The following is a 24,284-nucleotide window of genomic DNA, read 5'->3' on the forward strand; positions in this document are numbered from 1 at the left end:
TAGCCGCGCTCGGTAATCTGCGCGACAGCATCGCGCTTGAACTCGTCACTGAAATTGCCAGACCCCATCATGGCCTCCTTGCCTCAAAAATAGGGAAGAAAGCGTCCACAAATCTAGGGGCTATTCAAAGTGCCAAGCCGTCTCAACTTGTATAACTACCTCTTATCGCGACCTACAACGAGCTTGTTAACGGAATGTGGGGTCATATCCTAAAAAGTGCGGTGTGGGGGAATTTTCTACACTGGTTGGCCCGATAACTGTGAATGTGCAGGTTGACATACAAAATTATAAGAATTGATCTGAACTTGCACTGTAATAGGCAGAACAGGACTTTCGAACTAGCAGTTCTTCATCATTGGGCTTCGAGACAGCACCGCTATCCTATGGTGTATGAGCCAGCAGGGGGCAGAAGAACTGTCACGCCGGGCGGAAGCGTAACTGAAATTGATGGCCCGCACTTTAACTCGATGTAAACCCATAAGGTTCTAGTTTTGTTGTTGAATGTGGCTACTGCTAAAGCGGGCAGCAGCCCTTCCTAATGATAAGACCTCAAAGAGATGCCTGATGCCTTCTTGCGCCCAATCGTCCTGGACAATAGGTAATCATTTTGCTATGTCGTTCACATGATGCCGACATGTATTGATCTTTTCGCAGGCTGTGGCGGACTTTCACTTGGACTGGGCGCGTCCGGTTTTAAGACCTTGATCGGTGTTGAAGCGCATTCTGATGCATTCGCAACTTATCAGCATAACCTTCTTGAAAAGCATTCAGATAGGCATACTTGGCCTACATGGCTCGAAAAAAGGGCGTGGTATGCGCAAGACCTTCTTGCGCAACATAGTGAAAACCTTTTGGCTTTGCGCGGCAAGGTGGATTTGGTTGCTGGCGGACCACCATGCCAAGGGTTCAGCATGAACGGATTGCGTCGCCCTGACGACCCTAGAAGTCGTATGGTAGATGTCTATCTTCAGTATGTTGAAACGTTGCGTCCACGTTTGGTCTTGCTAGAAAATGTAGTCGGTTTTCAATCGATGAAGCATAAGACCGGAGGAACGTATAGCGATTATGTCGCCAGAGAATTCCAGAGGCTTGGCTATGATATCTGGTCTGATGTTTTAAAGGCCGCTGACTGGGGGGTCCCCCAACGCAGGCCGAGATTTGTTCTGGTTGCGGCTCTGAAGGGCACATTAAGTGGAATTGATCCAATCCAAAGGATGCGCGTGGGGAGAAAGACTTTTCTCGAGGCGCGTGGACTAAGTCTCAAGGGGACAAGTGCGAAGGCGGCAATTGAGGATTTGGAGGAAACGCAGGAACCTGACTTTGATGAGGAGTGGGGTCACCTCGGCTTTCGGGCCTTGAGGCGTGCGGATAATACGTCCAGTGCCTATCAGGAGCTAATGAGGGCGGGGAGTTCGGGCCAACCTAGCGATCTCCGGTTGCCTCGACATACCCCTACGTCGATTGCACGAATGCAAGACATTCTAAAGAACTGTGATCGCGGCGTGGGATTGCGACCAGATGATCGGCAGCGTCTGGGTATTAAAAAACGCTCGACAACTCCACTTTCACCAACCGCTCCTTCGCCGACCATAGGCACGTTGCCGGACGATTTCATTCACTACTCCAAGCCGAGAGTTATGACTGTCCGTGAACATGCACGTCTGCAGTCGTTTCCCGACTGGTTCTCATTTCGAGGGCCATATACAACGGGTGGTCATAGACGAAAAGACGCGTGCCCCCGGTATACCCAAGTGGGGAATGCTGTACCGCCACTCTTGGCAGAGGCACTTGGTGAAATGCTCGCCGGATTACTTATCGTCCAGAAGAAATACGAGAGCGCTCATTTCTCGGAAGGCATCGATGTGCCTGGCAAACACGCGCCGGATTTCGGGAAAGTCGCTAATACTGATCTCGTCGCTTCCTTGTAGAACCCATCCGGCTGCTCCTTCCACTTCGATGACATGGCCAAGAATGTTTCGTTTACTAAGAACGTTCTGATCATATTGAGCAGTCAACTTCCTCAATTCTCGTAGGCGCTCAACTTGCTCCTCATCGAGCCCAAAAGTTTCCGGGGAAGCCGATACGACTTGGGTAAGGCGTCGAAAATGCTTGAACATCTTCGCGCTGTCTACGGCACGGGTACCTAAGCGGTCATTCAGGTCGCCGGCTATGGCTGCTTCGTATTTCTCCTTCATCGAAGTTAGAAAGCCGAGGACGTCCGCGTCGAGTTCAGACATTTTCTCCACGCATTCAGGGTCACGCCGGCACATTGATAACATGGCCTTTTTCATGACATCATCGCATTCAGCTACGACCCTCATCGCCAGTCCACGCATTCCAGAGAGCCTGTCCAGTGCACGCGCCGTCTGGTCTATAAGTGCTCCGGTGCGCTCGATGAAGCGGTCTCGAGCGCTGCAATAGACACCTTCAACCTCCCTTTCCGCGATCATCCGGCGAAGCTCGTCTTCCGACACACTACCCGAGTAAAACAAGATCGTGGTCGATGGGAATAGTTTTCGGACTGTCGGAGCAAGCTCGTTTCCGTTTTCGTCCTTCAAGCGATAATCAAGCAGAATGATATCGAAACGATGATAAAGCGCGTGTAATCTCGCGTGTTCTTGAACCCCCTCGCTATTGGGGATCACGTCTATGCGAGCTAAGAAACCCGCATCGCGGACACGTCGTCGGAGGCTTTCTTCTTCTTGGGAGCTGAACGAATCTTCGATCCAAAGAATGCCGAAGTCGAGGTTCATACTCTCTCCCCTGGAATGATAATCTCAAATTCCGCGCGACTACCGTCACCGACGAGTTCGATAGAACCGCCCATTTCGTGAATGAGTTGCCGGACGCTGTATAAACCGAGGCCGGTTCCGTTGGATGATCCGGTGTAGCCGCGCTCGAATATTTTCGCAGGATCAACTCTTCTTTGGTCGATACCCATCCCATCATCCACCACCTTTATGGAAATGGAATCCTGCCCCTTTTGAATCGCGGTAAACTCAATCTTCTGAGCTTTTGCCTTCCGCGCGTTGTCCAAAAGATTGTCAATAATGACGGCGATATCCACCGGTGAAAATTCTCGTTGAAGCGACAGTCCCGGTGCCTCGAAAGTAGCATCCGGTATATCGGGTACGCCTACCAGACGGACCTCAAAGTATTCTTTGAGAAATTTCAGTAGGTCGCCGCGAACTTTGTCCGTCTGCAAATCTACCCGGATGTTTGGCGCAAAGGATAGGACGGTGCGTAATCTGTCGCCAGAAAGGCTTGCCCCAGCAATGGATCCTGACACACGTCTGGCCGACTGTCTAATGGATGCGAGAACATCCTCCACATCCTCCAGTTCAAGGCCTGCTGGCATAGTGGCGTTTGACAGAACTTCTCGAATTTCGTGCGCCGCATTTGCTATCGCGGAGCGAATATGGCCGACATGTATGATGGCTTGATGCATGAGAAGTTGGATGCGCTCCACATCAACGTCTTGGCTTCGCCCGAGAAAGGCAGCTTGCTGTTCCAATCTGGCGATTATTTCATCAGCTCGCTGTCGTTCCTCGATGGCGCGACGGGCAACCTTCTGTGCTTCTTCCCGTGAGCTTTTCAGCTCTTCGATTCTGCGTCGAGCTTCCTCAACTTGGTGAAGAAGTGAGGTATCACCTCTACTTTCCGCAACTTCCGACATGGCCCTAAGGGCTGTGTCGGTAATGTGATCGGGGTCTTCGGAAACTCTGGCTAGCTCCTCATCGTAGTATAAAATCTCTACGTCTTTGGAACGCGCAAGTGCGCCTATGATTGTCAAGATGCGTTCTCGCGCCCTGTCTGTCTCCAGACCCTCCGACGTATCACGATCTTGATCGCGTTTGTCTGCCCAGTTGACGCCGACGACATATCTTTCCAGTCGAAAGATCATGTGCTTTCGAATGGCTTCAAACAATGCACGACTGCGGGCGTCTTCAACCAACCCGGCGTCTCTACTCGATACCTCGCGAAACATCTTGGGAGGCGCAGTGACATCTACACGGCCAATAATGTCTCGCGTGCCAAAGTAACGGGATTGTCCCTGCTGCTTCCTGCGGTTTAGTCCGAAGGTGTCGTCGAATTCCTCGCCTATGGGGAATATTCGGAAACGATTGAGAAAGAGAAATACACTTCCGAATTCGACTGGGCGCACTCCCATACGTGTAGTAAAAGTGTGCTTGGCAGATCTGTTGAGGAAGTAAATATGCCCCTCAATGTGGCTTTCTTGTAGCTCCTCGTATGGAGACGGCTCGCGTATTGCATAAATCTTCCTGCCTCTATCGAAGAGAGTGCTTTCGATAAAGCTGCCGTCGAATAATACCTGAATCCGGCTCGTCTTTTCTTGCAGGAGGTCAGCGATATTGTTGCCAACTGGTCCGTCCACCCCTTCGATCACGTCGTCGGAACCGTCAAGCAGCCAAGTACGAACCGCTACTTGTTTGGTTGTTCCGAACGGATCGATTAGCTTGGCGAGGTCCTGCCGCAGTCGCCTTATGTGATCTGCATTCCAAGCCTGCCGGGTATTCTGTATCACCAAAACCGTTCCGTGGTCGGTCGGCGGCTCGGCGTTGCGTATGGCTGGAAATGATTGTGCGGTACTCAGTGTAACCTGAATATGTTGAAATTCTTCAGTGCTGTTTTGTTCGAACTTTGTCCAATCAATATCCAGCTTCGAGATCGATTTTCCGCCTTCTGCCCGACTGTAGAGTTCTAACTGCCGACCCAACGTGTCGCAGGCAAATCGCCCTATGCCCTTGCTTCCGGCGAACTGTCCAGCAGGCTTTATCTTGTCGCGATAGGTGTCTGGCTCGGCAAGGGCTTTGTCAGAATAAGCGACGAACAGCCATTTATCTCGAATATCGGTCGCGGACATCCCGAGGCCGTCATCAACAATAGTGATCGTTCCATTGTCCGGGTCAAATTCGATGTCGACCCTAGTCGCCTGCGCATCAAAGGAGTTCTTGACCAACTCGAATATCGCGACGAACTCGTTGGTGACGAGGTCGCGGCCGATAATATCCTTCAAGTAAGAACTGATTCGAAAGGTCTCTTCTTTGCTCATAGTTCTTTTTACTCCAAGCGAGCAATTTCTGAAGGGGGGCATTGCTTCATACACGGATAAATTGACGATTGGAGCGGGATATAGCCTTAGCTAGCGGGCCTCCATCTCTACGAAGCAGATGGTGAAAACGGCGCGCGGATTACCTATCTAAGGAAAAGTATACAGGTTTGTTGAGGGATGCACATTGGTCGATTTTTTGACTCCAATCGAGCGCTCGAAGCGGATGTCGGCTATCCGCTCGAAAAATACCAAACCTGAGGTCACCCTGCGAAAAGCACTCCATAAACTCGGTTTTCGTTACAGGTTGGGAGGCGCAGGACTCCCCGGAAGGCCCGACCTTGTGTTGCCCAAGTATAAGGTTGCGGTGTTTGTTCATGGGTGTTTCTGGCATCGTCATGCCGGATGTAAAGTGGCGTCAACTCCGAAATCCAATTCCGAGTTCTGGAGTGCAAAGTTTCAAAGGAACGTTGCGCGCGACGCGAAGGTTTCTTCAGAACTGAAAGCGCTAGGTTGGAATGTTTTCGTTATTTGGGAATGCGAGTTGTCCGCGAAGTCGCGTCTGGCGGGGACAGCCAAACGATTAGCTGCGAAAATTTCTGAGCTGGCATAGATCGAACCACATTCCACCGCATTTTCATGGGGTATCTCAACGGACATCGACCCTGTATCAGGCCGTACGCGGTGGATCTACGTTATCGAAAGTTCGCGAAGGGCATGCTACGCGGCTCTTTCAAGTCAGATTTTCGGAAACGTTTCCAATTGACCTGTAAATTCAAAGCAGTAGAGAGGAGGAAGAGTTTCCACTTTCTATTGCTATATAAGTTTCAATAGTTTGCGAACATGTTTGCCGTTGGTGTGTAGACTACCCATCAGGCTTTATCTTCTCTCGCTGCGGTACAAACGGTAAAAACCCTGGGTGGGATTGCTGGCGGGCGACAGATTAGTCATAAGATAGTTTGCTTTTCATTTTTTTCAGAAGCTTTAACGACGCTGAACTTTGGTCTGCATTCGCATTTGATGATAGAATTTCCATAATCTGGTCAATTCTGCTCTCCAGTTTATCCAGGCGCTTCTCCAATGTATCGTGTCGCGGGCCCCGCCGAACGGAGGCGGCATCCGGAATGTAATCCGGGAACGAGGCTTCTAGCCGGGACACGATTTCCCCATTTAGCGAGCGATTACTTTCAAGAGCCGCTGCTTCGATCTGTCGTTTAAGAGCTGCGGGGAGGCGCAGCTTCATTTGAGCATCTTCCATCATGAACCATTTATGCCCCGCAATGGTCTTGACTGCAAGATGAACCATTATTAACCTGTAATGGTTCATAATAGGAGTTAGGGTAATGACGGAAACCATAACGATCAGTGTGCGCTTACCGCCAGCCGAAGGTGCTTGGCTTGCTCTTCGTAAGAAGGAGAACCGTAGCAGCGTAAATGTCGAGATTGTGAACGCGATCCGTAGAGCTATGGCCGCAGATCCGCTTACGATAGCCATCCACGAATGCACTGTTCCTGGCGATCTGTTCTATACAGTGTCGCTTGGCAGACACGGGGACGATTTTCATGAAGGTCATGACCGTGCTGGTGCATTCGCTGTAGCCTGTGCAAAAGCCAAAGAACTTGGTTTGCCTCGCGCTGCCATACGCTTCTTCGTGGAGGATTTTACGATGGGAGCGCGCAATGTCTAACCGTGCAGCTGTATACGCCCGCTTCTCGACCGATCTCCAGAGCGAACGATCCACAGACGACCAGATTACCCTTTGCCGCACCTACGCAGATCGCGAAGGCTATCAGGTGGTCGCCGCATACGAGGACAAGGCCAAGTCAGGTGCCTCGATCTTCGGTCGTGACGGTCTGCAGCAACTTCTTGCCGACGCGGCCAATCAGAAGTTCGACGTCATTATCGTCGAAGCCATCGACCGTCTGGCCCGCGATATGGAAGATCTTGCCGGCATGCACAAGCGCATGTCGTTTCTCGGTATCAAGATCCTCGCTGTACACGAAGGTGAGGCGAACACCGTCCTCGTCGGTCTTCGCGGTCTTGTCAGCCAGCTGTTCCGTGAAGACAACGCTCACAAAGTGCGTCGTGGACTATCCGGTCGCGTCAAGCAGGGCCTGTCAGCAGGCGGCAAGGCATACGGCTACCGCCCCGACCCGCTCAAAAAGGGCGAACTGGTCATTGACCATGATGAAGCGGCGATCGTGCAGCGCATCTTCCGCGAATATGCCAGCGGCAAGTCGCCTCGTGCTATCGCGAGGGACCTGAACCGAGATAAGATCGCTCCCCCACGCGGGAGGACCTGGTCAGCCTCGACACTGAATGGCAGCGCCAGCCGACACAACGGGCTCCTTCGCAATCCTATCTACGGGGGAACGCTGATCTGGAACCGCGTGCGCATGGTCAAGGACCCGAACACCGGCAAGCGTGTTTCAAGGATCAACCCGAAGGATCAGTGGGAGATTGTGCAGAAGCCTGAGTTGCGCATCGTTGATGAGATGCTGTTCGCCAAGGTGCAGGCGAGAAAAGAGGAAACGGCACACGAGCCGCACTTCTACAAGCAGCGCCGGCCAAAGCATCTGTTTTCGGGTCTGCTCAAGTGCGGCTGCTGTGGGTCTGGAATGGTGACCACCGGAACCGACAAGAGCGGACGCAAGCGCATTCGGTGTAGCGGGTTCTCTCAGAGAGGTATCTGCGACAAGCCCAGGACCTATTATCTGAACGTAGTGGAGGATTTGATCCTCGACGCGCTGCGCAATGAGCTTCAGCACCCGGAGGTCATTTCTGCTTATGTGCAGGAGTATCATGCCGAACGGAAGAGACTTGAACTGCAGCGTACGAAATCAAGAGCCCAGCTGGAACAGCGGCTCACAGCCGTAGAAGCGGAAGCGAAGCGTATCCTTGACATAGTGGTTAAGACGGACACGCCACCAGATTTCGCTCTAAGCCGCCTGCAGGAACTTTCGGCAGAGAAGAAACAGATCAACGCGGACATAGCGGAAACGCCAGAAGCCGAAAAAGTCGTGTCGCTGCATCCGACTGCTCTCGCCTTCTACGAGAAGCAGCTCCAGCGCTTGGGGCGTTATATCGGGGACACGATTGCCGAAGGTGATCTGGAGGCCGCTCAGGCTATACGAGATATTGTCTCGAAGATCGTGATCATCCACGACGATAGCGAGCAGAAGGGCCGGTTCGAGAAGTCAGCCTTTACCGTAGAAATCCATGGAGACCTGACGAGGCTGCTTGGGCCAGAGACTGAGGAAGTCGTCGTCATTGGTATAAGTGGTAGCGGAGGAGGGATTCGAACCCCCGACACAAGGATTATGATTCCTCTGCTCTAACCTACTGAGCTACTCCGCCACGCGTCGCTTTACAGAGACAACATCATGATCGCCGTTTCCGGTGGGACAAATCGTTGTTCCTGCAAGGAATGGCGGCGGTATATGTGCGGAATGAAATGCTGTCAAGCACTCTTCGCATAGCTTTCGTCTTGTTTTCTATCATTTGCACCGATAAGGAACTGGGCATCAGCAAAGGCATGGTTTTATGGCACCTCGTATTGCGGTTTTGGGTTGCGGCTATTGGGGCGGCAATCACATTCGTACCTTGAAGAGCCTCGGTGCCCTTCAGGCAGTTTCGGACTCAAGGGCAGAACAGGCGGAGCGCTTCGCGGCCGAGTTCAATGTCCCCAGCGTTCCCGTCGATGAATTGTTCACGCGTCCGGACATCGATGGCATCGTGATGGCGCTGCCGGCGCAGTTTCATTCCCAATATGCCATTCAGGCGGTGAAGAACGGCAAGGACGTTCTGGTCGAAAAGCCGATTGCGCTCGATATCCCAGCCGCCGAAGCCGAAGTGGAAGCCGCCCGCGAAAATGGCCGCGTGTTCATGGTCGGCCATGTGCTGCGTTTCCACCCGGCCTTCGAAAAGCTTCTCGACATGGTGAAAAGCGGCGAGCTCGGCGACATTCGCTATGTGCATTCGCACCGCGTCGGCTTCGGCAAGTTCCACAACACGTTCGATGCCCTGTGGGATCTTGCACCGCATGATCTCTCCATGATCCTGGCGATCACCGGTGAAGAGCCCAATGCGGTGCGCGGAGAAGGCGTTGCGACGCTCGATCATCTGACCGACATTGCCCATCTTCATCTCGAATTTCCCAATGGGATTCGCGGCCATCTGTTTGCGTCGCGGTTGAATGCCTATCGCGAGCGCCGCCTGACCGTCACCGGCACAAAGGGCATGGCCGTATTCGACGACGGTGAACCTTGGGACCGCAAGCTTGCACTTTACGGGCACGAAGTCTGGCGTGAAAATGATCAGTGGTCCTTCAAATCCGTCGAGCCGGTCTATATCCCGGTCGAGGAAGGCATGCCGCTGACGCGCGAATTGCAGCATTTCATGCATTGCATCGAGACACGCGAAAAGCCGCGCACCGATGGCCGGGAAGCAATCAGCGTGCTGCGCATCCTGACCGAAGGCACTGTCCGGCACCCGCGTTAAAAGGGAGCCGCGGGCTCCGTTTGAACTGCGTCAAGCGGTGTTACAGAAATCGCAAAACTTTGAACGCTCCGGCCATAGCGGGGCAGGGCGCAAGCGAATAAATAAAGGCCGAGGATTCGCATATCGATTTGTGCGGGCCAGATATATTGGAGCCAACATGCAGTTTATTGATCTTGGAGCGCAGCGCGCGCGTATCGAAGACCGTCTCAATGCCGCCATTTCCAAGGTTGTTGCGGAAGGCCGTTATATTCTTGGACCGGAAGTGGCCGAATTCGAAAAGAAGCTCGGCGAATATCTGGGTGTGGAACATGTCATCGCCTGCGCCAACGGCACCGATGCCCTGCAAATGCCCCTGATGGCGCGCGGCATCGGCCCCGGCGATGCCGTCTTCGTTCCGTCCTTCACCTTCGCCGCCACGGCGGAAGTTGTTGCGCTGGTCGGCGCGGAGCCGGTGTTCATCGATGTCGATCCCAACAGCTACAATCTGAATGTCGAACAGCTGGAAGCCGCCATCGCCGCTATCCGCAAGGAAGGCCGTCTGCAGCCGAAGGCAATCATTCCGGTCGATCTGTTCGGTCTGGCTGCCGACTATAACCGCATCAGCGCCATTGCCGACCGCGAGGGGCTGTTCATCATCGAGGATGCTGCGCAATCCATCGGCGGCAAGCGCGACAATGTCATGTGCGGCGCTTTCGGTCATGTCGGCGCGACGAGCTTCTATCCGGCCAAGCCGCTCGGCTGCTATGGCGACGGTGGCGCGATGTTCACCAACGATGCCGAACTGGCCGATACGCTGCGTTCGGTCCTGTTCCACGGCAAGGGCGAAACCCAGTACGACAATGTCCGTATCGGCATCAATTCGCGTCTCGATACGATCCAGGCGGCGGTTCTTCTGGAAAAGCTTGCGATCCTCGAAGATGAAATGGAAGCCCGCGACCGCATCGCCAAGCGCTATAATGAAGCGCTGAAGGATGTCGTCAAGGTTCCCGCACTTCCCGCCGGCAATCGTTCGGCCTGGGCCCAGTATTCCATCGAGAGCGAAAACCGTGACGGCCTGAAGGCGCATCTTCAGGCGGAGGGCATCCCTTCGGTCATCTATTATGTGAAGCCGCTGCACCTGCAGACCGCATATAAGCAGTATCCGGTTGCGCCGGGTGGTCTTCCGGTTTCGGAAAGCCTGCCGAACCGCATTCTGAGCCTGCCGATGCACCCCTATCTGTCGGAAGCCGATCAGGACAAGATCATCGGCGCCATTCGTGGTTTCCACGGCAAGAAGGCCTGACGGATTTCCCATCCGGCTGACGGAAAACCCGGCGAAAGCCGGGTTTTTTACTTGTCAGGCCTGCAGGTTCAACTGCCAGGAAACGCCGTATTTGTCCTTGATCCAGGCGAAAAGCTTGCTGAAACCGTAATTGTCGAGCGGCATCAGCGTCTCGCCGCCTTCCGAAAGCTTTTCAAAAACGCCGGTCAGGCTTTCTTCATCGTGAAAATCGACAAACAGCGATACGGATGGATTGAAGTCGAACTGATGCGGAATCGGGCTGTCGATCACAATCAGCCGGTGTTCGGCAAAGGTGACGCGCGCAATCTGCACCTTGCCGGGACTGCCGCTCGCTTCGTCATAGGTCTTGATCGACTCGATCAGGAAGTCGGGAAAGATCGACCGATAGGTTTCCAGAGCCGCGCCTGCACTGCCCTGAAACATGAGATGGGTGCAAACCTGTGTCATGGCGAAAGCCTAACATGGTCCTGTTGGTTCCCGCAATCAGGCTCTTACGGCTTCTTGCGCCGGTCGATGCGCGCGGCGACAAAGCGGGCGATGGCAGGGCCTGCCAGAAGCACGATGAAGAAACGGCTCGTCTGCATTGCGATGATGAAGGGCAGGTCGACATTGCTCGATGCCGCGATGATTGCAACCGTGTCGGCCCCGCCGGGGCTGGTGGCGAGATAGGCGGTCAACGGGTCGAGACCCAGCAGATGGCCGAGCGCCATGCCGAACAGGCCGCAGACGGCAATCAGGATCAGCGTGGATGTGAGGACGGCTGGAAAAGCGCGCGCCGCATGGGCGATGATGGCCCGTGAGAAGCCAAGGCCGATCCGCCAGCCGATGAGGGCATAACTGATCGCGAGCAGCCATGGCGGCAGGTCTATGGCGATGAGGCCGGTGTCCTGAAGCAATGCCCCCACTATCAGCGGCACCAGCATGGCGCCGGTCGGGATGCGGAGGATTTCGCCAAGCAGCGAGCCGCCGGCAATCAGAAGCAATGTCGGGGCGAGGGTGGACCAGTCGATGGACGGAAACCAGACGATTGCCACCGGCGCAACGGTTTCCACGCCTGCGGAAAGGCGCAGGACCAGCGAGGCGGCGGTGGCGACCAGCACCACGCGCAGATATTGCATGAAGGCGACAAGGCGGGCATCCGCGCCATATGATTCAGCCATCAGCGTCATGGCGGTGGCCGCACCCGGAGAAGAGCCCCACACGGCGGTCGTGCCCGGCAGGATGCGAAACCGCGCGAGCAGATAGCCGATCAGCGTGCTGGTGAAAAGCACATAGCCGATGGATAGCAGGATCACGGGCAGGTGCTGCCCCATGCTGGTGAAAAACTCCGCCGTGATCGAGCGGGCGATAAGGCAGCCGACAACGCCTTGCGCTCCCAGCGACAGGAAGCGGTGAACCCGCAGCGTGCTTTCGCCGGCGGCCATCAATATTGCGCCGAGCATGGCGCCGAGAAGCAGGGCGGCAGGCAGTTGCAGCTTCTCGCCTGCAAAAATCAATATAGCGGAGAAGATGACCAGCAGAGCCCACTGGACCGGCCTGGATCTCTTCTTGAAGCTGAACTTGTTTCGAGTCGGTTGCGGCCCGGAAGGGGAGGTGTTCTGCATTGCCCTTTTTCACTACATCCGGCGAAGAGGCGATGCAAATCCGATCTTATTCCGGAAGCGTTGATTTCCAAATATCAGTATAATGAGGAAATTGAGGGGCTTGCAGCAAACCGCAAGACGCCGCTCTTTGACAGAGGCGGCGTCTTGAATTCCGTGTGAAATGCGTCGATCAGCCGATCATGGCGCGGCGCTGGTTGACGGGCCGTTCGATGACTTCCCGCGGAGCCTTGCCGCTATCGCGTTCTTCGAGCGCTTCGGCTTTCGACAGTTCGGTTTCCGCCGCCGAGAGTTCTGCCTCGGCTGCTTCCTTTTGCGACATCAGATCGCGAATCGACACGAAAAGATTGTCGCGTCGCTGGCGCGCCGCCTTGGCGAAGGTCGGATAAGCGAAATGATTGATGTCAGTGATGCCAGCTTTTTTCTCTTCCGATAGAATCTGGGCGTCGAGTTCTCCGGCCATCCGTTCGAACTCGCCGATCATCAGGTCGAGCTGGCCCAGTTGACGGCGTTTTTCCTTCACCTGGAACAGTTTCAGCCTGACGAGGCTTTCACGTGGCTTCATACGCAATACTCCTTGAACACCAACCAGCTTTCATGTGTTGGGGCGTCCCCCCGACTTTATTAACAGATGTGAACGGGCAAAACGCACCCGGCCCACACCCGAATCTTCTTGCGAATTCAGGCCCCTGAAGGGGAAACCATCGCAGCCGTTCTTCCGATTTGGCTCAACAAGCGAAACAAAAAGTTAAGAATTCGCTCGTTTGGTAACCATTCCTTTACCGGCGAAGTTAATCATACGCGTTAGGACTTAAGGCTCGGTAAACCTCGTGTGGTTTTTCGGCAACAGGTGGAAGCTGGAGTCAAATGAATCGCTTAGAGAAGATTCTTAATGCGATGCTTTAGAGTCGTGAGAAAGTGAATGTCTTTATGATTCAGGCGCGTAAGAGAATTTTCTAAACAGGGCAGAAATATGCTTGCCAAGCAGAATCATATTTTGTTAACCATTTGCTGGCACCTTCATGCAAAGGCAACGACAGTTCCGTGTGCCGCCGTGAGGGACATCTGGTCGGCTGCGGAAAGGGGATAAGAGATGCGCGTCCTTTTGATTGAAGACGACAGTGCTATCGCACAGAGCATCGAGCTGATGCTCAAGTCCGAGAGTTTCAATGTCTATACGACCGATCTGGGCGAAGAAGGCATCGATCTCGGCAAGCTATATGATTACGACATCATCCTGCTGGACTTGAACCTGCCGGATATGTCCGGTTATGAAGTTCTTCGCACGTTGCGCCTGTCCAAGGTGAAGACGCCGATCCTCATCCTTTCCGGCATGGCCGGCATTGAGGACAAGGTTCGCGGCCTGGGCTTCGGCGCCGATGACTACATGACCAAGCCGTTCCACAAGGACGAGCTGATCGCACGTATCCATGCGATCGTGCGCCGTTCGAAGGGACATGCGCAGTCGGTCATCACGACGGGCGACCTGGTGGTCAATCTGGATGCGAAGACGGTCGAGGTTTCCGGCCAGCGCGTTCACCTGACCGGCAAGGAATACCAGATGCTGGAGCTTCTTTCGCTCCGCAAGGGGACGACGCTCACCAAGGAAATGTTCCTCAACCACCTTTATGGCGGCATGGACGAGCCTGAACTGAAGATCATCGACGTCTTCATCTGCAAGCTGCGCAAGAAGCTTGACGCTGTTTCCGGCAGCCAGAGCTATATCGAGACGGTCTGGGGCCGCGGCTATGTGCTGCGCGAGCCCGATGCGGAAATGCGCGAAAGCGCCTGATCTGCAACACGGTCCGAAATGTAAAAAGCTCCGCTTCGGTGGAGCTTTTGCTTTTTGGAGATTGCTGCCGATTTCAGGCGGACAGGAAACCCGCAAACTGTTCGGTGAGATAGGCGCGGTCAAAGGGCTTGAGAATATAGCCGTTGGCGCCCGCACGCTTCGCCCGCATGATGCGGGTGACATCGAGTTCATAAAGACACAGGATAATGCGGGGGCGGTCGCCGCCCGGCATGGCGCGAAGCGCGCTCACGACCTCCAGCGCCGTCATGTCCGGCAGGTCGCAGTCGAGCAGAATGATGTCCGGCATGCGCGCAAAACAGGCTTCAAGCGCTTCCCGGCCGGTGGAGGCTTCTGCAAATTCCGCAATGGTTTCGGAGAGGATGCGGCGTGCGACCTTGCGAATGACGGAGGAGTCGTCCACCAGCAGGCAATATCCTGTCATCGATCCATTCGCCATTCAGTCCCCCACATGCGCAGTTCTTGACTGATAGAGGGTTTTCTGGCGGTTTGCCAGTGTGAGCGCGGGCTGGCCCCGCGCTCAGGCGCGCTTATTCAGCAGAAAATACGATGTCTTCCGCCGTCGCGTGGATGGAAATCGTCATGCCGGCCTCTTCGGCCAAAAGCAGCGTATAGTAGGGCTGGACGGAATGGGCATCGATCGGCTCTTCGGGGGCCGCGCCCGAATGAAGCTCCAGGAATTTTGGCGGAACGCGCAGCATGCGGCCCTTCACGGTGATGACGAAGCGCGGCTCGGTATCGCCGCCTTCAAGGCGCACGGCCAGCGAGCCGCCGCGCGGGATGGCCGCATTGCCGATCAGAAGCATGTTCAAAAGCAGCTTGACCTTGTTCTTCGGCAGCAGGACGCGCGTGCCTTCCCAGGTGAATTCCGGCTTTTCATTCTTGAAATATTCGGTAGCGACGTTCTGCGCGTCGCCGGTGTCGATCTGCACGCCTGCCGAGCCTGCGGCGCCGAAAGCGATGCGGGCGAACTGAAGACGCGCGGAGGCGTTGCGGGCGCTCGACTTGATGAGCGCCATTGCGTCTTCGTCGGCTCCACCTTCTTCCAGCAGTTCCAGGCCGTTATTGATCGCGCCGACCGGCGAAATGATGTCATGACAGATCCTGCTGCACAGAAGCGCACCGAGGTCGAGCGCGGAAAGGGTAACGGGCATTGGCATGGCGTTTTCTCCGGAACGCGGATTGATCCCGATCTCCGAGCGGGTCGGATAACAGGATCGTTATCGGTTAACGAGACAGCCCGCAAAGCCAGAGTTTGCACGCTGCATGAAGATGGGCGAATCACCCGGAATATCGATTTAGAGCACATCCCGAAAAGTGTGAAACGGTTTTCGGATAAGATGTGCGCGAAAAACAAACAGTTAGAGCGCCGATCCGGTTCATTCGGATCGAAACGCGCTCTAACTGGATACACGCGCCATCGGAACGCCGCAACAAAGCTCTCTTTTTGATCCCCCAGCCGGTATTCTCTCGGGAGGAAAGCTGGAAATCCCATGCCTTTGTAAAGCCAATTTCGGCGCTTAAAGGTTTGGACAATAAATTCGGGTCTAAAATAGACGCGATTCGACCAAAATGTCCGCAAGAGACGTGGTCAGGCTTTCAACAGGGCCGTCAGACAGAGGAGCGGAGAGCCAAAAGGAATTTTACATGGCCATACAATCCCTGTCGCAAATCAGGTTCCGCAATGCGGCGTGCTTCGTTGCGTTTTTTGCGGCGCTGTTTGTTTCTTTCATCGCTCTGCCCCATCAGGCAAGAGCCCAGAACACATACACTGCCGAGGAAATCGTCGAATCCGGTCACAGGTTCTTCGGATCGACTTCGGGCGGTATTGCAAGCGCTGTCGAAAAGGCGTTCCAGAGTTTCGGTCTGCCCAACGGCTATATTCTGGGTGAAGAAGGCTCCGGCGCCTTCATCGGCGGCCTGACCTATGGCGAGGGCACGCTCTATACCAAGAATGCGGGCGATCACAAGACGTTCTGGCAGGGCCCTTCGCTTGGCTGGGATTTCGGCGGGCAGGGGTCCCGCGTGATGATGCTCGTCTACAATCTGGATGACATCCAGAACCTGTACGGCCGCTATGCCGGTGTTGCGGGTTCCGCCTATGTGATTGCCGGCGTCGGCTTCAACGTCCTCAAACGCGAGAACATCATGCTGGTGCCGATCCGCACCGGCGTGGGCGCGCGGCTCGGCATAAATATCGGCTATCTGAAGCTTTCCGCCGCGCCGACGTGGAATCCCTTCTAGTGGTCTGATTCCAACATTTGCATCCCTCGGTTCAAGCGCTGAGCAAATGTTGGAATCAAAAAGACCACTAGCAAACATATGTATCTAGTGGTTTTTTCGAATTTGACGTTTGAAACAGCATATGTGTCAGCCGGCTGGAAAGACGGTCGATTGCGCATTATGAATAGTCAATGCTTGTCTGAAACCGCCCGGGCCCGTTTGAAACCGTGATCCAGTCCGCTCTCTTTTTCATCCTTGGCGTTCTTGTGACGGTTTTCGTCGTGGTTCTGCTTGGCCCTTCCGTCTGGCGACGCGCTTTCTTTCTGGCGCGTCGGCAGGTGCAGGCCGAACTGCCGATTACGCTGGCCGAGATAAGGGCCGACCGTGACGGGCTGCGGGCCGAACATGCGGTGGAGGCCAGCCGGCTGGAACAGCTGCTGAAGCTGGAACGCCGGAAAACAGCGGAGCAGAAAGTTGCGCTGGCCCGGCAATATGAAGAGCTGAAGCGCATTCCGCGCCTTGAAGAAAGCCAGGCCGATATCGAAAAGCAACTGTCAGAACATGAGCGGGCGACGGAGGAAGCCGAAACAGCCCGCGATACCGCGCTGGAAAAGGCGGAAATCCTCCAGGCGGAACTGGAGCGGATGCAAAGCCACTACAGCGCGCTTGAGGGACTGGCGGATACGTTGCGTATCGAGATAAGTGCAAGCGAGACGGAACATAGCCGTCTGACAAACGAGATGAGCGAAATGCGCCGAGATCGCAAGGAAGCCGCAGCGCGCCACAACGAAGTGTCGACCCAGTTGACCGCGGCGCAGACGGAATTGAAAAGCGAAAAACGCCGCAATGGCGAATTGCAGCAGAAGCTTGAGAAGCTGATATCGGAACTTTCCGACGCGCAGGAAAAAATCGAGCGTTACAGCCGCAAGAATCCCGGCGCGAATGAAAGCGCGGAACGGGTCGAAATCGAGCGTGAAAACGCGGTGCTGCGTGAGGAAATGGCGGCGCTTGCCGCCCGCATGGTGGCGGCAACCGCTGAAAAGGAAGGACCGGATTCGCCGATCCATTCCATTCTCAAGACGGCAGAGAAGCCAAAGGCAGGCAAGGGAAAGTCTGCCCGCTCGAAAAGCCTGGCGCGCCGCATTCGCGACCTGCAATAATTCTTCCGCCGGGCGGCTATTGCTGGCTGAAAACATCCGACCAGTCGGGGTGGCGCATGGCCTGCGCGTGCATGAAGCTGCAACGCGGGATGATCTTCCATCCGTTTCGGCGTGCATCCAGAACGGCATTCTTGGCCAGCGCCTGCGCAACGCCCTTGCCGCGCATCGTATCCGGCACGAATGTATGGTCGATGGAGATCAGGGAAGGGCCGAGTTTCGTATAGGTCATTTCGGCTTCGCTGCCGTCGAGAACAGCCGCGTAACGGCCGCCGTCGGAACTGTCTTCCTTGCGAATCTCGATAGTCCCGTTCATGCCATCCTCCTGAACATCGGGTGCTTGGAAACAAGCCATGTTCACAACATAAGAATGGAATGTGCAAATAAAAACCGGCCACGTGGGCCGGTTTTCGATTTGTCGATCAATGTCCCTTTCACGGAAGACTTGTTCCGCCGGAGGCCCGATCCTCGCCCTTCCAAAACCGGTCCCGGTTTCGAGGGGTCGGTTTTAGTGACGATACTGTTGAATTCTGGTGGTCCTGAGGCCGGCGAGACCATGCTCATCGATTGAGGATTGCCAGGAAAGGAATTCCTCCACCGTCAATGTATAACGCTGGCATGCCTCCTCAAGGCTCAGAAGCCCGCCACGCACTGCGGCGACGACTTCAGCCTTGCGGCGAATGACCCAGCGCCTTGTATTGGCGGGGGGGAGGTCCGCGATGGTCAGCGGGCTGCCATCAGGACCAATAACATATTTTATACGCGGTCTTACCAGATCGGTCATTGTACTCTCTACACAACACTCAAGGACCTAATCGAGTGTGAGACTAGCGCGACAGCTTTAAAAATTACCTAAACAGCTGGTAACGCTCTGGTAAGACTTGAAAAAATATTCGCCTGCGCCCGATTGCGGGCAATTTTGCGGCAGGGGGCCGGAAAACTTCACGGGGAAGTGTGTGCCGCCTGTCGCAATCTGGACATTGATTGCTCCCGGACCCTTGGCAAATTGCCGCAGTTTAGCCTATATAGGGCGCAGAAACCTAAATTTTGAGAAGCAGGGCAATTGCCCGGAAGCTGGAATCAATCATGAGCCTGAACAGCCTCGATCTGCCGGGAAAGCCGGAAGACACGCGCGTTGTCGTCGCCATGTCGGGCGGCGTCGATTCTTCTGTTGTGGCGGGGATTCTCAAACGTGAAGGTTACGATGTCGTCGGCGTGACGCTGCAGCTTTACGATCATGGTGCAGCCGTCCATCGCGCCGGTTCCTGCTGCGCGGGACAGGATATCGAAGATGCCCGCCGCGTTTCCGAAAGTCTCGGTATCCCGCATTATGTGCTCGATTACGAAGCGCGCTTCCGCGAAGCCGTGATCGATCCTTTTGCGAATTCCTATGTCAGCGGCGAAACGCCGATTCCGTGCGTTTCGTGCAATCAGACGGTGAAGTTCGCCGATCTTCTGCAAACCGCGCGCGATCTTGGCGCCGATGCGCTGGCGACGGGTCATTATATCCGCAGCCGCGCCAATGGTGCGCATCGCGCGCTTTATCGTCCGGTGGATACGGATCGCGACCAGAGCTATTTCCTGTTCGCAACCACGCAGGCACAGATCGATTATCTGCGTTTCCCGCTGGGCCATCTGCCGAAGGCCCAGGTGCGTGAAATCGCCGAGGAAATGGGCCTGACCGTCGCCAAGAAGCAGGACAGCCAGGATATCTGCTTCGTGCCGCAGGGCAAATATTCCGACATTATCTCCAGGCTGAAGCCTGAAGCGGCCAATCCCGGCGATATTGTCCATATCGATGGCCGCACGCTCGGTCGCCACGACGGCATCGTGCATTATACGGTCGGCCAGCGCCGGGGCATCGGTGTGGCCACGGGCGAGCCGCTCTATGTCGTTCATCTGGATGCCGCCAATGCGCGCGTCATCGTCGGCCCGCGCGAAGCCCTGGAAACACACAAGGTCTACCTGCGCGACATCAACTGGCTGGGCGATGCGCCGATCGGCGATCTGCCGGAAAGCGGAATGGAAGTGTTTGCCAAGGTCCGCTCGACCCGGCCGCCGCGTCCTGCCGTGCTGCGCCATGCCGATGGCCAGACCTGGGTTGAACTGGTCGACGGCGAAAGCGGCATCGCGCCGGGACAGGCCTGCGTGCTTTATTCCGATGAAAGCAATACTGCCCGCGTCTTTGGCGGCGGCTTCATCGGCCGTTCGGAGCGTGAGCCGCAGGCCGAAGAAATGCTGCGCCGTCTGGTCGCCAATACAGCCAATGTCTCTGCGGCCTGATAGATCAGTCTTTCGTGTCGCAAAAACCTCCGGCTTCAAACCGGAGGTTTTTGTTTTGGCGCGATTGCGGCGAATCCGAAATGCGCCTCACTCTGGGGCGAGGTTGCGTACCAATTTCGGATTCAAGGCCACCACACTTGGCTTGTCGTGTTCTTACGAAAATTTGCTGAAGCGCGACAGGGCGATGCCCGAGGCCGTGGCGACATTCAGGCTGTCGAACGCACCGGACATGGGAATTCGCGCTGCCTGAAGTTTCTGGAGCAGCCGGGGCGGCAATCCGTCGCCTTCGGTGCCGAGCAGGAGCGCCTGTCGGTCGAACTTGGCCGCATCATAAATGCTGAGCGAAGAGGAGGGGCTGAGCGCCAGCAGATTGAAATTGGCATCGCCCAGCGCGGCAATGATTTCATCGATGCTGCCACCGTGAAAATAGGGAACCTTCAGCGTGGCGCCGACCGACACGCGAATGGCCTTGCGGTAAAGCGGATCGCAACAGGTTTCGTCCATCAGCACGCAATCGGCTTCGAAGGCGGCGGCGTTGCGAAAAATCGAACCGACATTGTCATGATTGGAAATGCCGCACAAAACGACGACGAGCGATTTGGCAGGCAGCGTGTCCAGCATTGCCTGCAGGCCGGGTTGCGGCTTGCGGCGACCAACCGCAAGAATGCCGCGATGGACGTGAAATCCCGCGACTGCATCCATGACAGACTGTGGAACAGAATAGACCGGCACATCAGGCGGCAATTGGCTGAGTTGCTCGCCGAGGCCATCAAGCCGATTTTCCAGAACAAGCAAAGATTCCGTCTCGAATCGCGCCGCAGCCGAAAACAGGACGTTCAAAACCACCTTGCCTTCAGCGATGAACCGCTGCTGGCGACCGACGAGATCCTTTTCGCGAATGTCGCGATAGGGCGAAAGGCGAATATCGTCCGGATCGTCGATCTTCAAGACGCAGCCGTGCGAATGAGTGTTTTCGTTCATCGCACGGCTGTGACCTCATTGTGTTATGCGTGAGCGACTGCCGCCATACTATGTCTGCGCGGCGTTGGACTCATATAGAGACTCGAAAGTGTCGACAACATCAACTCGATATGCGGCGAGGAGACCATGTAATAGATGGTCTGCGCGTCGCGCCGGGTTGAAACGAGGTCGAGAGCCCGTAATTTTGCCAGGTGCTGAGACAAGGCGGATTGGCTAAGGTCAATTGCCTTGGCAAGCGCACCTACCGACATTTCATTGTGAAGCAACTTACATAAAATTAGTAACCGCTTATTGTTAGCAAGTGCCGATAGAAAATCAGCAGCCTGATCTACGTTTTCAATCAAATCAAAGAAAGTATCTTCGTTGCTCATTTGCCGTCATACCCCCGTAAGACTGGACAAAGTTGAAATATACATGCGAATTTTCATAAGCATGCATATTGAAAATACTACTATAAACCGGATTTGAAAAGCCCTTGCTTATATTCCTTCCAATATAAAGACGTGGAATTTCGTCCCAAAAAAAATGGGTTTTTGTTTCAGGGGCTTTATTTTACCGTTTGGTCAGTGCTGTAACAGCTTCCCCCACAGAATCGGAGCGTGAGGGAAACATATAGCGCAGCACGATGTGGCCATAGGCGATGTCGGCACCGTCCGGGTCTAATCCTATCACTTTCTGTTGATCTTTAATAGCACCTGCTTTCAAAAGCTGTTGCGCAAGCTGGGCGATTGCAAAAGCGTGGCGTTCGTTCAGCGTATCGAGCGCGTCTTGTTCGCCGGCGGCGAAGGCATCGCTGGTGATGGCGGCGCAAAGCAGATCGCCAGGCGTCAGGTTGAAGGCCTTGCCGAAACCGCCGTTCAGGCTGGCGCTTTCCAGTTCGAGCCGGAAGAAGGCAAAATCCCCCAGGTCCACATAGAGCGACCCTTTCGGGTTGTGGTTGAGATAGCGCCGACGCATATGCGCATAGTTCGGGGCCGTCCTTTCGACTTTCTGCGCCCTGCAATGCAGCGTGATGCGCGGATGGGCGAGGGGGTCGCCCTTGCCGACCTCGCCCAGCAGAAGCGAGCAGGCGGGATTGGCCAGCAGGCCCGGCGTGTGCGCCGCCAATCCGGAAACGAGGATGACGGGCGTGCCGTCCGTATCCGTCGCAACGGCGACACGGCTTGCCAGCGGGCGCCCCGTGGCGGCATCGAAAACCGCAATTGCGCCGTAGCGTGATGTTCTCAGCAGAGTCTTGGCCAGTTGAATGGCTTCCGGCGTGGTGGGGCGAACCGGGTTGATTTCGGGCATGGCGGTCGGACCTGACTATGGCTGTTCCATCCGCTTAAAGCATATTGCCCCAAAGTGTGAAGTGCCTGTGCAGGAAAATCGGTTCACCGGGCCGATTTCTGATCCTGCTTCCATTGTGCGGGATGCGCGGGCATGCGAACAATCGGGGATTGAGGGGATGCGTGTCGGCGGTGCGTGTGAGTCGGTAATGCAAAAAGCGCATCGTCCCATGCAAATTTCGCGCGAATAATATTATAAATCGGAGAGCTTTAGCGCAATTTTCCGAAATCAGCTTTGTTTATAGAATAAAAATCTAACCAATATGGCCATATTCGGTTGAGATTATGAACTGGTTCTAAAAATTGCGCTTGCAAAGTGACGGCCCACACGTTTCGATAAGCGCAAGCTGCGGGCAATGGGGTGCGCGCGGCATGCTTTTCCGTGGAGGCGGACAATAATGAAATTCTACCAAAAACTCCTGGCGGCAACCGCGCTGGTTGCTCTGATGAGCGGTGCTGCATCGGCAAAAACCTTTGTTTATTGCTCGCCGGCATCGCCTGAAGGCTTCGATCCGGCCGCCTATACGGGCGGCGATACGTTCGATGCGTCGGCCCATCCGGTTTATAACCGTCTTGCCGAATTTGAAAACGGAACGACGAAAGTTGTGCCCGGTCTGGCAGAAAGCTGGGATGTCAGCGACGATGGCCTGGAATATACCTTCCATCTGCGCAAGGGCGTCAAGTTCCATTCGAGCGATCATTTCACGCCGACCCGCGATTTCAACGCGGATGACGTGATCTTCTCCTTCGATCGCATGCGTAACAAGGACAATCCCTGGCACCAGTACACCGCCGGCATCACCTATGAATATTTCGACAGCATGGAAATGGGTGCGCTGATCAAGGATATCGTCAAGGTTGACGATTATACCGTCAAGTTTGTGCTGAACCGTCCGGAAGCGCCGTTCCTCGCCAATATCTCGATGCCTTTCGCTTCGATCATTTCGAAGGAATATACCGACAAGCTCGCCGCCGACGGCAAGAAGGACGATCTCAACCAGTTCCCGGTCGGCACCGGCCCGTTCCAGTTCATCGCCTATCAGAAGGACGCCGTCGTCCGCTTCAAGGCAAATGACAACTATTGGGGCGGACGCCCGAAGATCGACGATCTGGTCTTCGCGATCACGACCGATCCTGCGGTTCGCGCACAGAAGCTCAAGGCCGGCGAATGTCAGCTGATGTCCTATCCGGCTCCGGCGGATATCAAGGGTCTCCAGGCCGATTCCAACCTCAAGGTTGACGAGCAGGCTGGCCTGAACGTGGCATATCTTGCCTATAATACGCTGAAGGCGCCGTTCGATAAGCCGGAAGTGCGCAAGGCGCTCAACCAGGCCATCAACAAGCAGGCCATCATCGATGCCGTGTTCCAGGGCCAGGGCCAGGTTGCCAAGAACCCGATCCCGCCGACGATGTGGAGCTATAACGAGACGGTCGTTGACGACAAGTACGATCCTGAAGCGGCCAAGAAGGCGCTTGAGGCTGCCGGCGTGAAAGACCTTTCGATGAAGATCTGGGCCATGCCGGTCAGCCGCCCCTATATGCCGAATGCACGCCGCACGGCCGAACTCATGCAGGCCGATCTGGCGAAGATCGGCGTCAAGGCCGATATCGTGTCGATGGAATGGGGTGAATACCTCAAGAAGTCGTCCGAAAAGGACCGTGACGGCGCGGCCATCATGGGCTGGACCGGCGACAATGGCGATCCGGACAACTTCCTGGGCACGCTTCTCGGCTGTGCAGGCGTTGGCAACAACAACCGCGCCCAGTGGTGCTACAAGCCGTTCGAAGATCTGATCCAGAAGGCCAAGGTTTCAACCAGCCAGGAAGAGCGTACCAAGCTTTATGAAGAAGCGCAGACGGTCTTCAAGGAACAGGCCCCCTGGGATACGATCGCCCATTCGACGGTTTTCGTGCCGATGTCGGCCAAGGTCACGGGCTTCAAGCAGAGCCCGCTCGGCGATTATCGCTTCGAGGAAGTCGATATTTCCGAATAAGATCTGACAACACGAGTGTGATGGATTTTGAGGTTCCTGTTCCTTGCATGGCA

General features: G+C 55.3%; 23 protein-coding genes, 1 tRNA gene and 1 pseudogene. 11 read left to right on the forward strand and 14 right to left on the reverse strand.

Annotated elements, in window-relative coordinates:
- Positions 1-626: 626 nt before the first annotated feature.
- Positions 627-1,928, forward strand: a complete 1,302-nt coding sequence (locus AVM02_RS05710) for a DNA cytosine methyltransferase (RefSeq protein WP_411506129.1) — start codon at positions 627-629, stop codon at positions 1,926-1,928.
- Here AVM02_RS05710 and AVM02_RS05715 read toward each other — a convergent pair.
- Both AVM02_RS05715 and AVM02_RS05720 read right to left on the reverse strand, forming a co-directional pair.
- Entirely contained in the window at positions 1,809-2,753 is a 945-nt protein-coding gene (locus AVM02_RS05715; protein WP_411506022.1) for a response regulator, read from the reverse strand. The two genes, AVM02_RS05710 and AVM02_RS05715, sit on opposite strands and share 120 nt — an antisense overlap.
- Positions 2,750-5,074 carry a sensor histidine kinase gene (locus AVM02_RS05720; RefSeq protein WP_411506023.1) on the reverse strand — a complete coding sequence of 775 codons (2,325 nt, stop codon included), beginning with the start codon at positions 5,072-5,074 and terminating at the stop codon, positions 2,750-2,752. Before AVM02_RS05720 ends, AVM02_RS05715 begins: the two co-directional genes overlap by 4 nt.
- Before the next feature lie 196 nt (positions 5,075-5,270).
- Between AVM02_RS05720 and AVM02_RS05725 the strand changes: the two genes are divergently transcribed.
- Positions 5,271-5,684, forward strand: coding sequence for a very short patch repair endonuclease (locus tag AVM02_RS05725; protein WP_411506130.1), 414 nt, complete (start codon positions 5,271-5,273; stop codon positions 5,682-5,684).
- 330 nt (positions 5,685-6,014) lie between these two features.
- Here AVM02_RS05725 and AVM02_RS05730 read toward each other — a convergent pair whose 3' ends face one another.
- Positions 6,015-6,377, reverse strand: a complete 363-nt coding sequence (locus AVM02_RS05730; RefSeq protein WP_411506024.1) for an Arc family DNA-binding protein — start codon at positions 6,375-6,377, stop codon at positions 6,015-6,017.
- A 37-nt stretch (positions 6,378-6,414) separates the two neighbouring features.
- Here AVM02_RS05730 and AVM02_RS05735 point away from each other — a divergent pair, with 37 nt between their 5' ends.
- Together AVM02_RS05735 and AVM02_RS05740 are read left to right on the forward strand one after the other, a co-directional pair.
- Positions 6,415-6,759 (forward strand): hypothetical protein, encoded by a 345-nt coding sequence (locus tag AVM02_RS05735; protein ID WP_411506025.1) that lies wholly within the window; start codon positions 6,415-6,417, stop codon positions 6,757-6,759.
- A pseudogene (locus AVM02_RS05740) lies at positions 6,752-7,765 on the forward strand (recombinase family protein); the annotation flags it as partial. The gene AVM02_RS05735 and the pseudogene AVM02_RS05740, both read left to right, overlap by 8 nt.
- A 587-nt stretch (positions 7,766-8,352) precedes the next feature.
- Here the strand turns inward: AVM02_RS05740 and AVM02_RS05745 are convergent.
- Positions 8,353-8,429, reverse strand: a tRNA-Met gene (locus tag AVM02_RS05745).
- 186 nt (positions 8,430-8,615) lie between these two features.
- Between AVM02_RS05745 and AVM02_RS05750 the strand changes: the two genes are divergently transcribed.
- Both AVM02_RS05750 and AVM02_RS05755 read left to right on the forward strand, forming a co-directional pair.
- Positions 8,616-9,572: a Gfo/Idh/MocA family protein gene (locus AVM02_RS05750; protein ID WP_411506026.1), complete on the forward strand. Its 957-nt coding sequence runs from the start codon at positions 8,616-8,618 to the stop codon at positions 9,570-9,572.
- Between the two features lie 157 nt (positions 9,573-9,729).
- Positions 9,730-10,854: a DegT/DnrJ/EryC1/StrS family aminotransferase gene (locus AVM02_RS05755; RefSeq protein WP_411506027.1), complete on the forward strand. Its 1,125-nt coding sequence runs from the start codon at positions 9,730-9,732 to the stop codon at positions 10,852-10,854.
- 54 nt (positions 10,855-10,908) lie between these two features.
- Here the strand turns inward: AVM02_RS05755 and AVM02_RS05760 are convergent, their stop codons facing one another.
- The 3 genes from AVM02_RS05760 to AVM02_RS05770 form a co-directional block, all read right to left on the reverse strand.
- A complete protein-coding gene (locus AVM02_RS05760) occupies positions 10,909-11,301 on the reverse strand; it encodes a VOC family protein (RefSeq protein WP_006472630.1) in 393 nt (130 codons plus the stop codon).
- A gap of 44 nt (positions 11,302-11,345) precedes the next feature.
- Positions 11,346-12,458, reverse strand: a complete 1,113-nt coding sequence (locus AVM02_RS05765) for an AbrB family transcriptional regulator (RefSeq protein WP_411506028.1) — start codon at positions 12,456-12,458, stop codon at positions 11,346-11,348.
- A 169-nt stretch (positions 12,459-12,627) separates the two neighbouring features.
- Complete coding sequence (locus AVM02_RS05770) at positions 12,628-13,020, reverse strand: flagellar export protein FliJ (RefSeq protein ID WP_411506029.1); 393 nt, start codon at positions 13,018-13,020, stop codon at positions 12,628-12,630.
- A 528-nt stretch (positions 13,021-13,548) separates the two neighbouring features.
- Here AVM02_RS05770 and ctrA point away from each other — a divergent pair.
- On the forward strand, positions 13,549-14,247 hold the full coding sequence (gene ctrA, locus AVM02_RS05775) for a response regulator transcription factor CtrA (protein WP_010659553.1): 699 nt from the start codon (positions 13,549-13,551) through the stop codon (positions 14,245-14,247).
- Positions 14,248-14,320: 73 nt separating this feature from the next.
- Here the strand turns inward: ctrA and AVM02_RS05780 are convergent, their stop codons facing one another.
- Positions 14,321-14,704 carry a response regulator gene (locus AVM02_RS05780; RefSeq protein ID WP_411506030.1) on the reverse strand — a complete coding sequence of 128 codons (384 nt, stop codon included), beginning with the start codon at positions 14,702-14,704 and terminating at the stop codon, positions 14,321-14,323.
- Positions 14,705-14,795: 91 nt separating this feature from the next.
- The gene (chpT, locus tag AVM02_RS05785) at positions 14,796-15,425 is read right to left on the reverse strand and encodes a histidine phosphotransferase ChpT (RefSeq protein ID WP_411506031.1); all 630 of its coding nucleotides are present in this window, start codon (positions 15,423-15,425) and stop codon (positions 14,796-14,798) included.
- 487 nt (positions 15,426-15,912) lie between these two features.
- Between chpT and AVM02_RS05790 the strand changes: the two genes are divergently transcribed.
- Both AVM02_RS05790 and AVM02_RS05795 read left to right on the forward strand, forming a co-directional pair.
- Positions 15,913-16,509, forward strand: coding sequence for a DUF1134 domain-containing protein (locus tag AVM02_RS05790; RefSeq protein WP_411506032.1), 597 nt, complete (start codon positions 15,913-15,915; stop codon positions 16,507-16,509).
- 230 nt (positions 16,510-16,739) lie between these two features.
- Positions 16,740-17,648, forward strand: a complete 909-nt coding sequence (locus AVM02_RS05795; RefSeq protein ID WP_411506131.1) for a hypothetical protein — start codon at positions 16,740-16,742, stop codon at positions 17,646-17,648.
- 16 nt (positions 17,649-17,664) lie between these two features.
- On the opposite strand, the gene AVM02_RS05800 is transcribed toward AVM02_RS05795, so the two are convergent.
- Together AVM02_RS05800 and AVM02_RS05805 are read right to left on the reverse strand one after the other, a co-directional pair.
- A complete protein-coding gene (locus AVM02_RS05800; protein WP_411506033.1) occupies positions 17,665-17,961 on the reverse strand; it encodes a GNAT family N-acetyltransferase in 297 nt (98 codons plus the stop codon).
- A 192-nt stretch (positions 17,962-18,153) separates the two neighbouring features.
- Positions 18,154-18,429, reverse strand: a complete 276-nt coding sequence (locus AVM02_RS05805; RefSeq protein ID WP_002964694.1) for a DUF1153 domain-containing protein — start codon at positions 18,427-18,429, stop codon at positions 18,154-18,156.
- Between the two features lie 302 nt (positions 18,430-18,731).
- Here AVM02_RS05805 and mnmA point away from each other — a divergent pair, with 302 nt between their 5' ends.
- A complete protein-coding gene (mnmA, locus tag AVM02_RS05810; RefSeq protein WP_411506034.1) occupies positions 18,732-19,928 on the forward strand; it encodes a tRNA 2-thiouridine(34) synthase MnmA in 1,197 nt (398 codons plus the stop codon).
- A gap of 153 nt (positions 19,929-20,081) precedes the next feature.
- On the opposite strand, the gene AVM02_RS05815 is transcribed toward mnmA, so the two are convergent.
- The 3 genes from AVM02_RS05815 to AVM02_RS05825 form a co-directional block, all read right to left on the reverse strand.
- On the reverse strand, positions 20,082-20,909 hold the full coding sequence (locus tag AVM02_RS05815; protein ID WP_411506035.1) for a TrmH family RNA methyltransferase: 828 nt from the start codon (positions 20,907-20,909) through the stop codon (positions 20,082-20,084).
- A 23-nt stretch (positions 20,910-20,932) separates the two neighbouring features.
- Complete coding sequence (locus AVM02_RS05820; protein ID WP_411506036.1) at positions 20,933-21,280, reverse strand: ArsR/SmtB family transcription factor; 348 nt, start codon at positions 21,278-21,280, stop codon at positions 20,933-20,935.
- 181 nt (positions 21,281-21,461) lie between these two features.
- On the reverse strand, positions 21,462-22,199 hold the full coding sequence (locus AVM02_RS05825) for a HugZ family protein (protein WP_411506037.1): 738 nt from the start codon (positions 22,197-22,199) through the stop codon (positions 21,462-21,464).
- Between the two features lie 436 nt (positions 22,200-22,635).
- Here AVM02_RS05825 and AVM02_RS05830 point away from each other — a divergent pair, with 436 nt between their 5' ends.
- Complete coding sequence (locus tag AVM02_RS05830; protein ID WP_411506038.1) at positions 22,636-24,231, forward strand: ABC transporter substrate-binding protein; 1,596 nt, start codon at positions 22,636-22,638, stop codon at positions 24,229-24,231.
- Positions 24,232-24,284: the final 53 nt, after the last annotated feature.

It is taken from the genome of Brucella anthropi (assembly GCF_046630315.1).
GTDB classification, from domain to species: Bacteria; Pseudomonadota; Alphaproteobacteria; order Rhizobiales; family Rhizobiaceae; genus Brucella; species Brucella anthropi_A.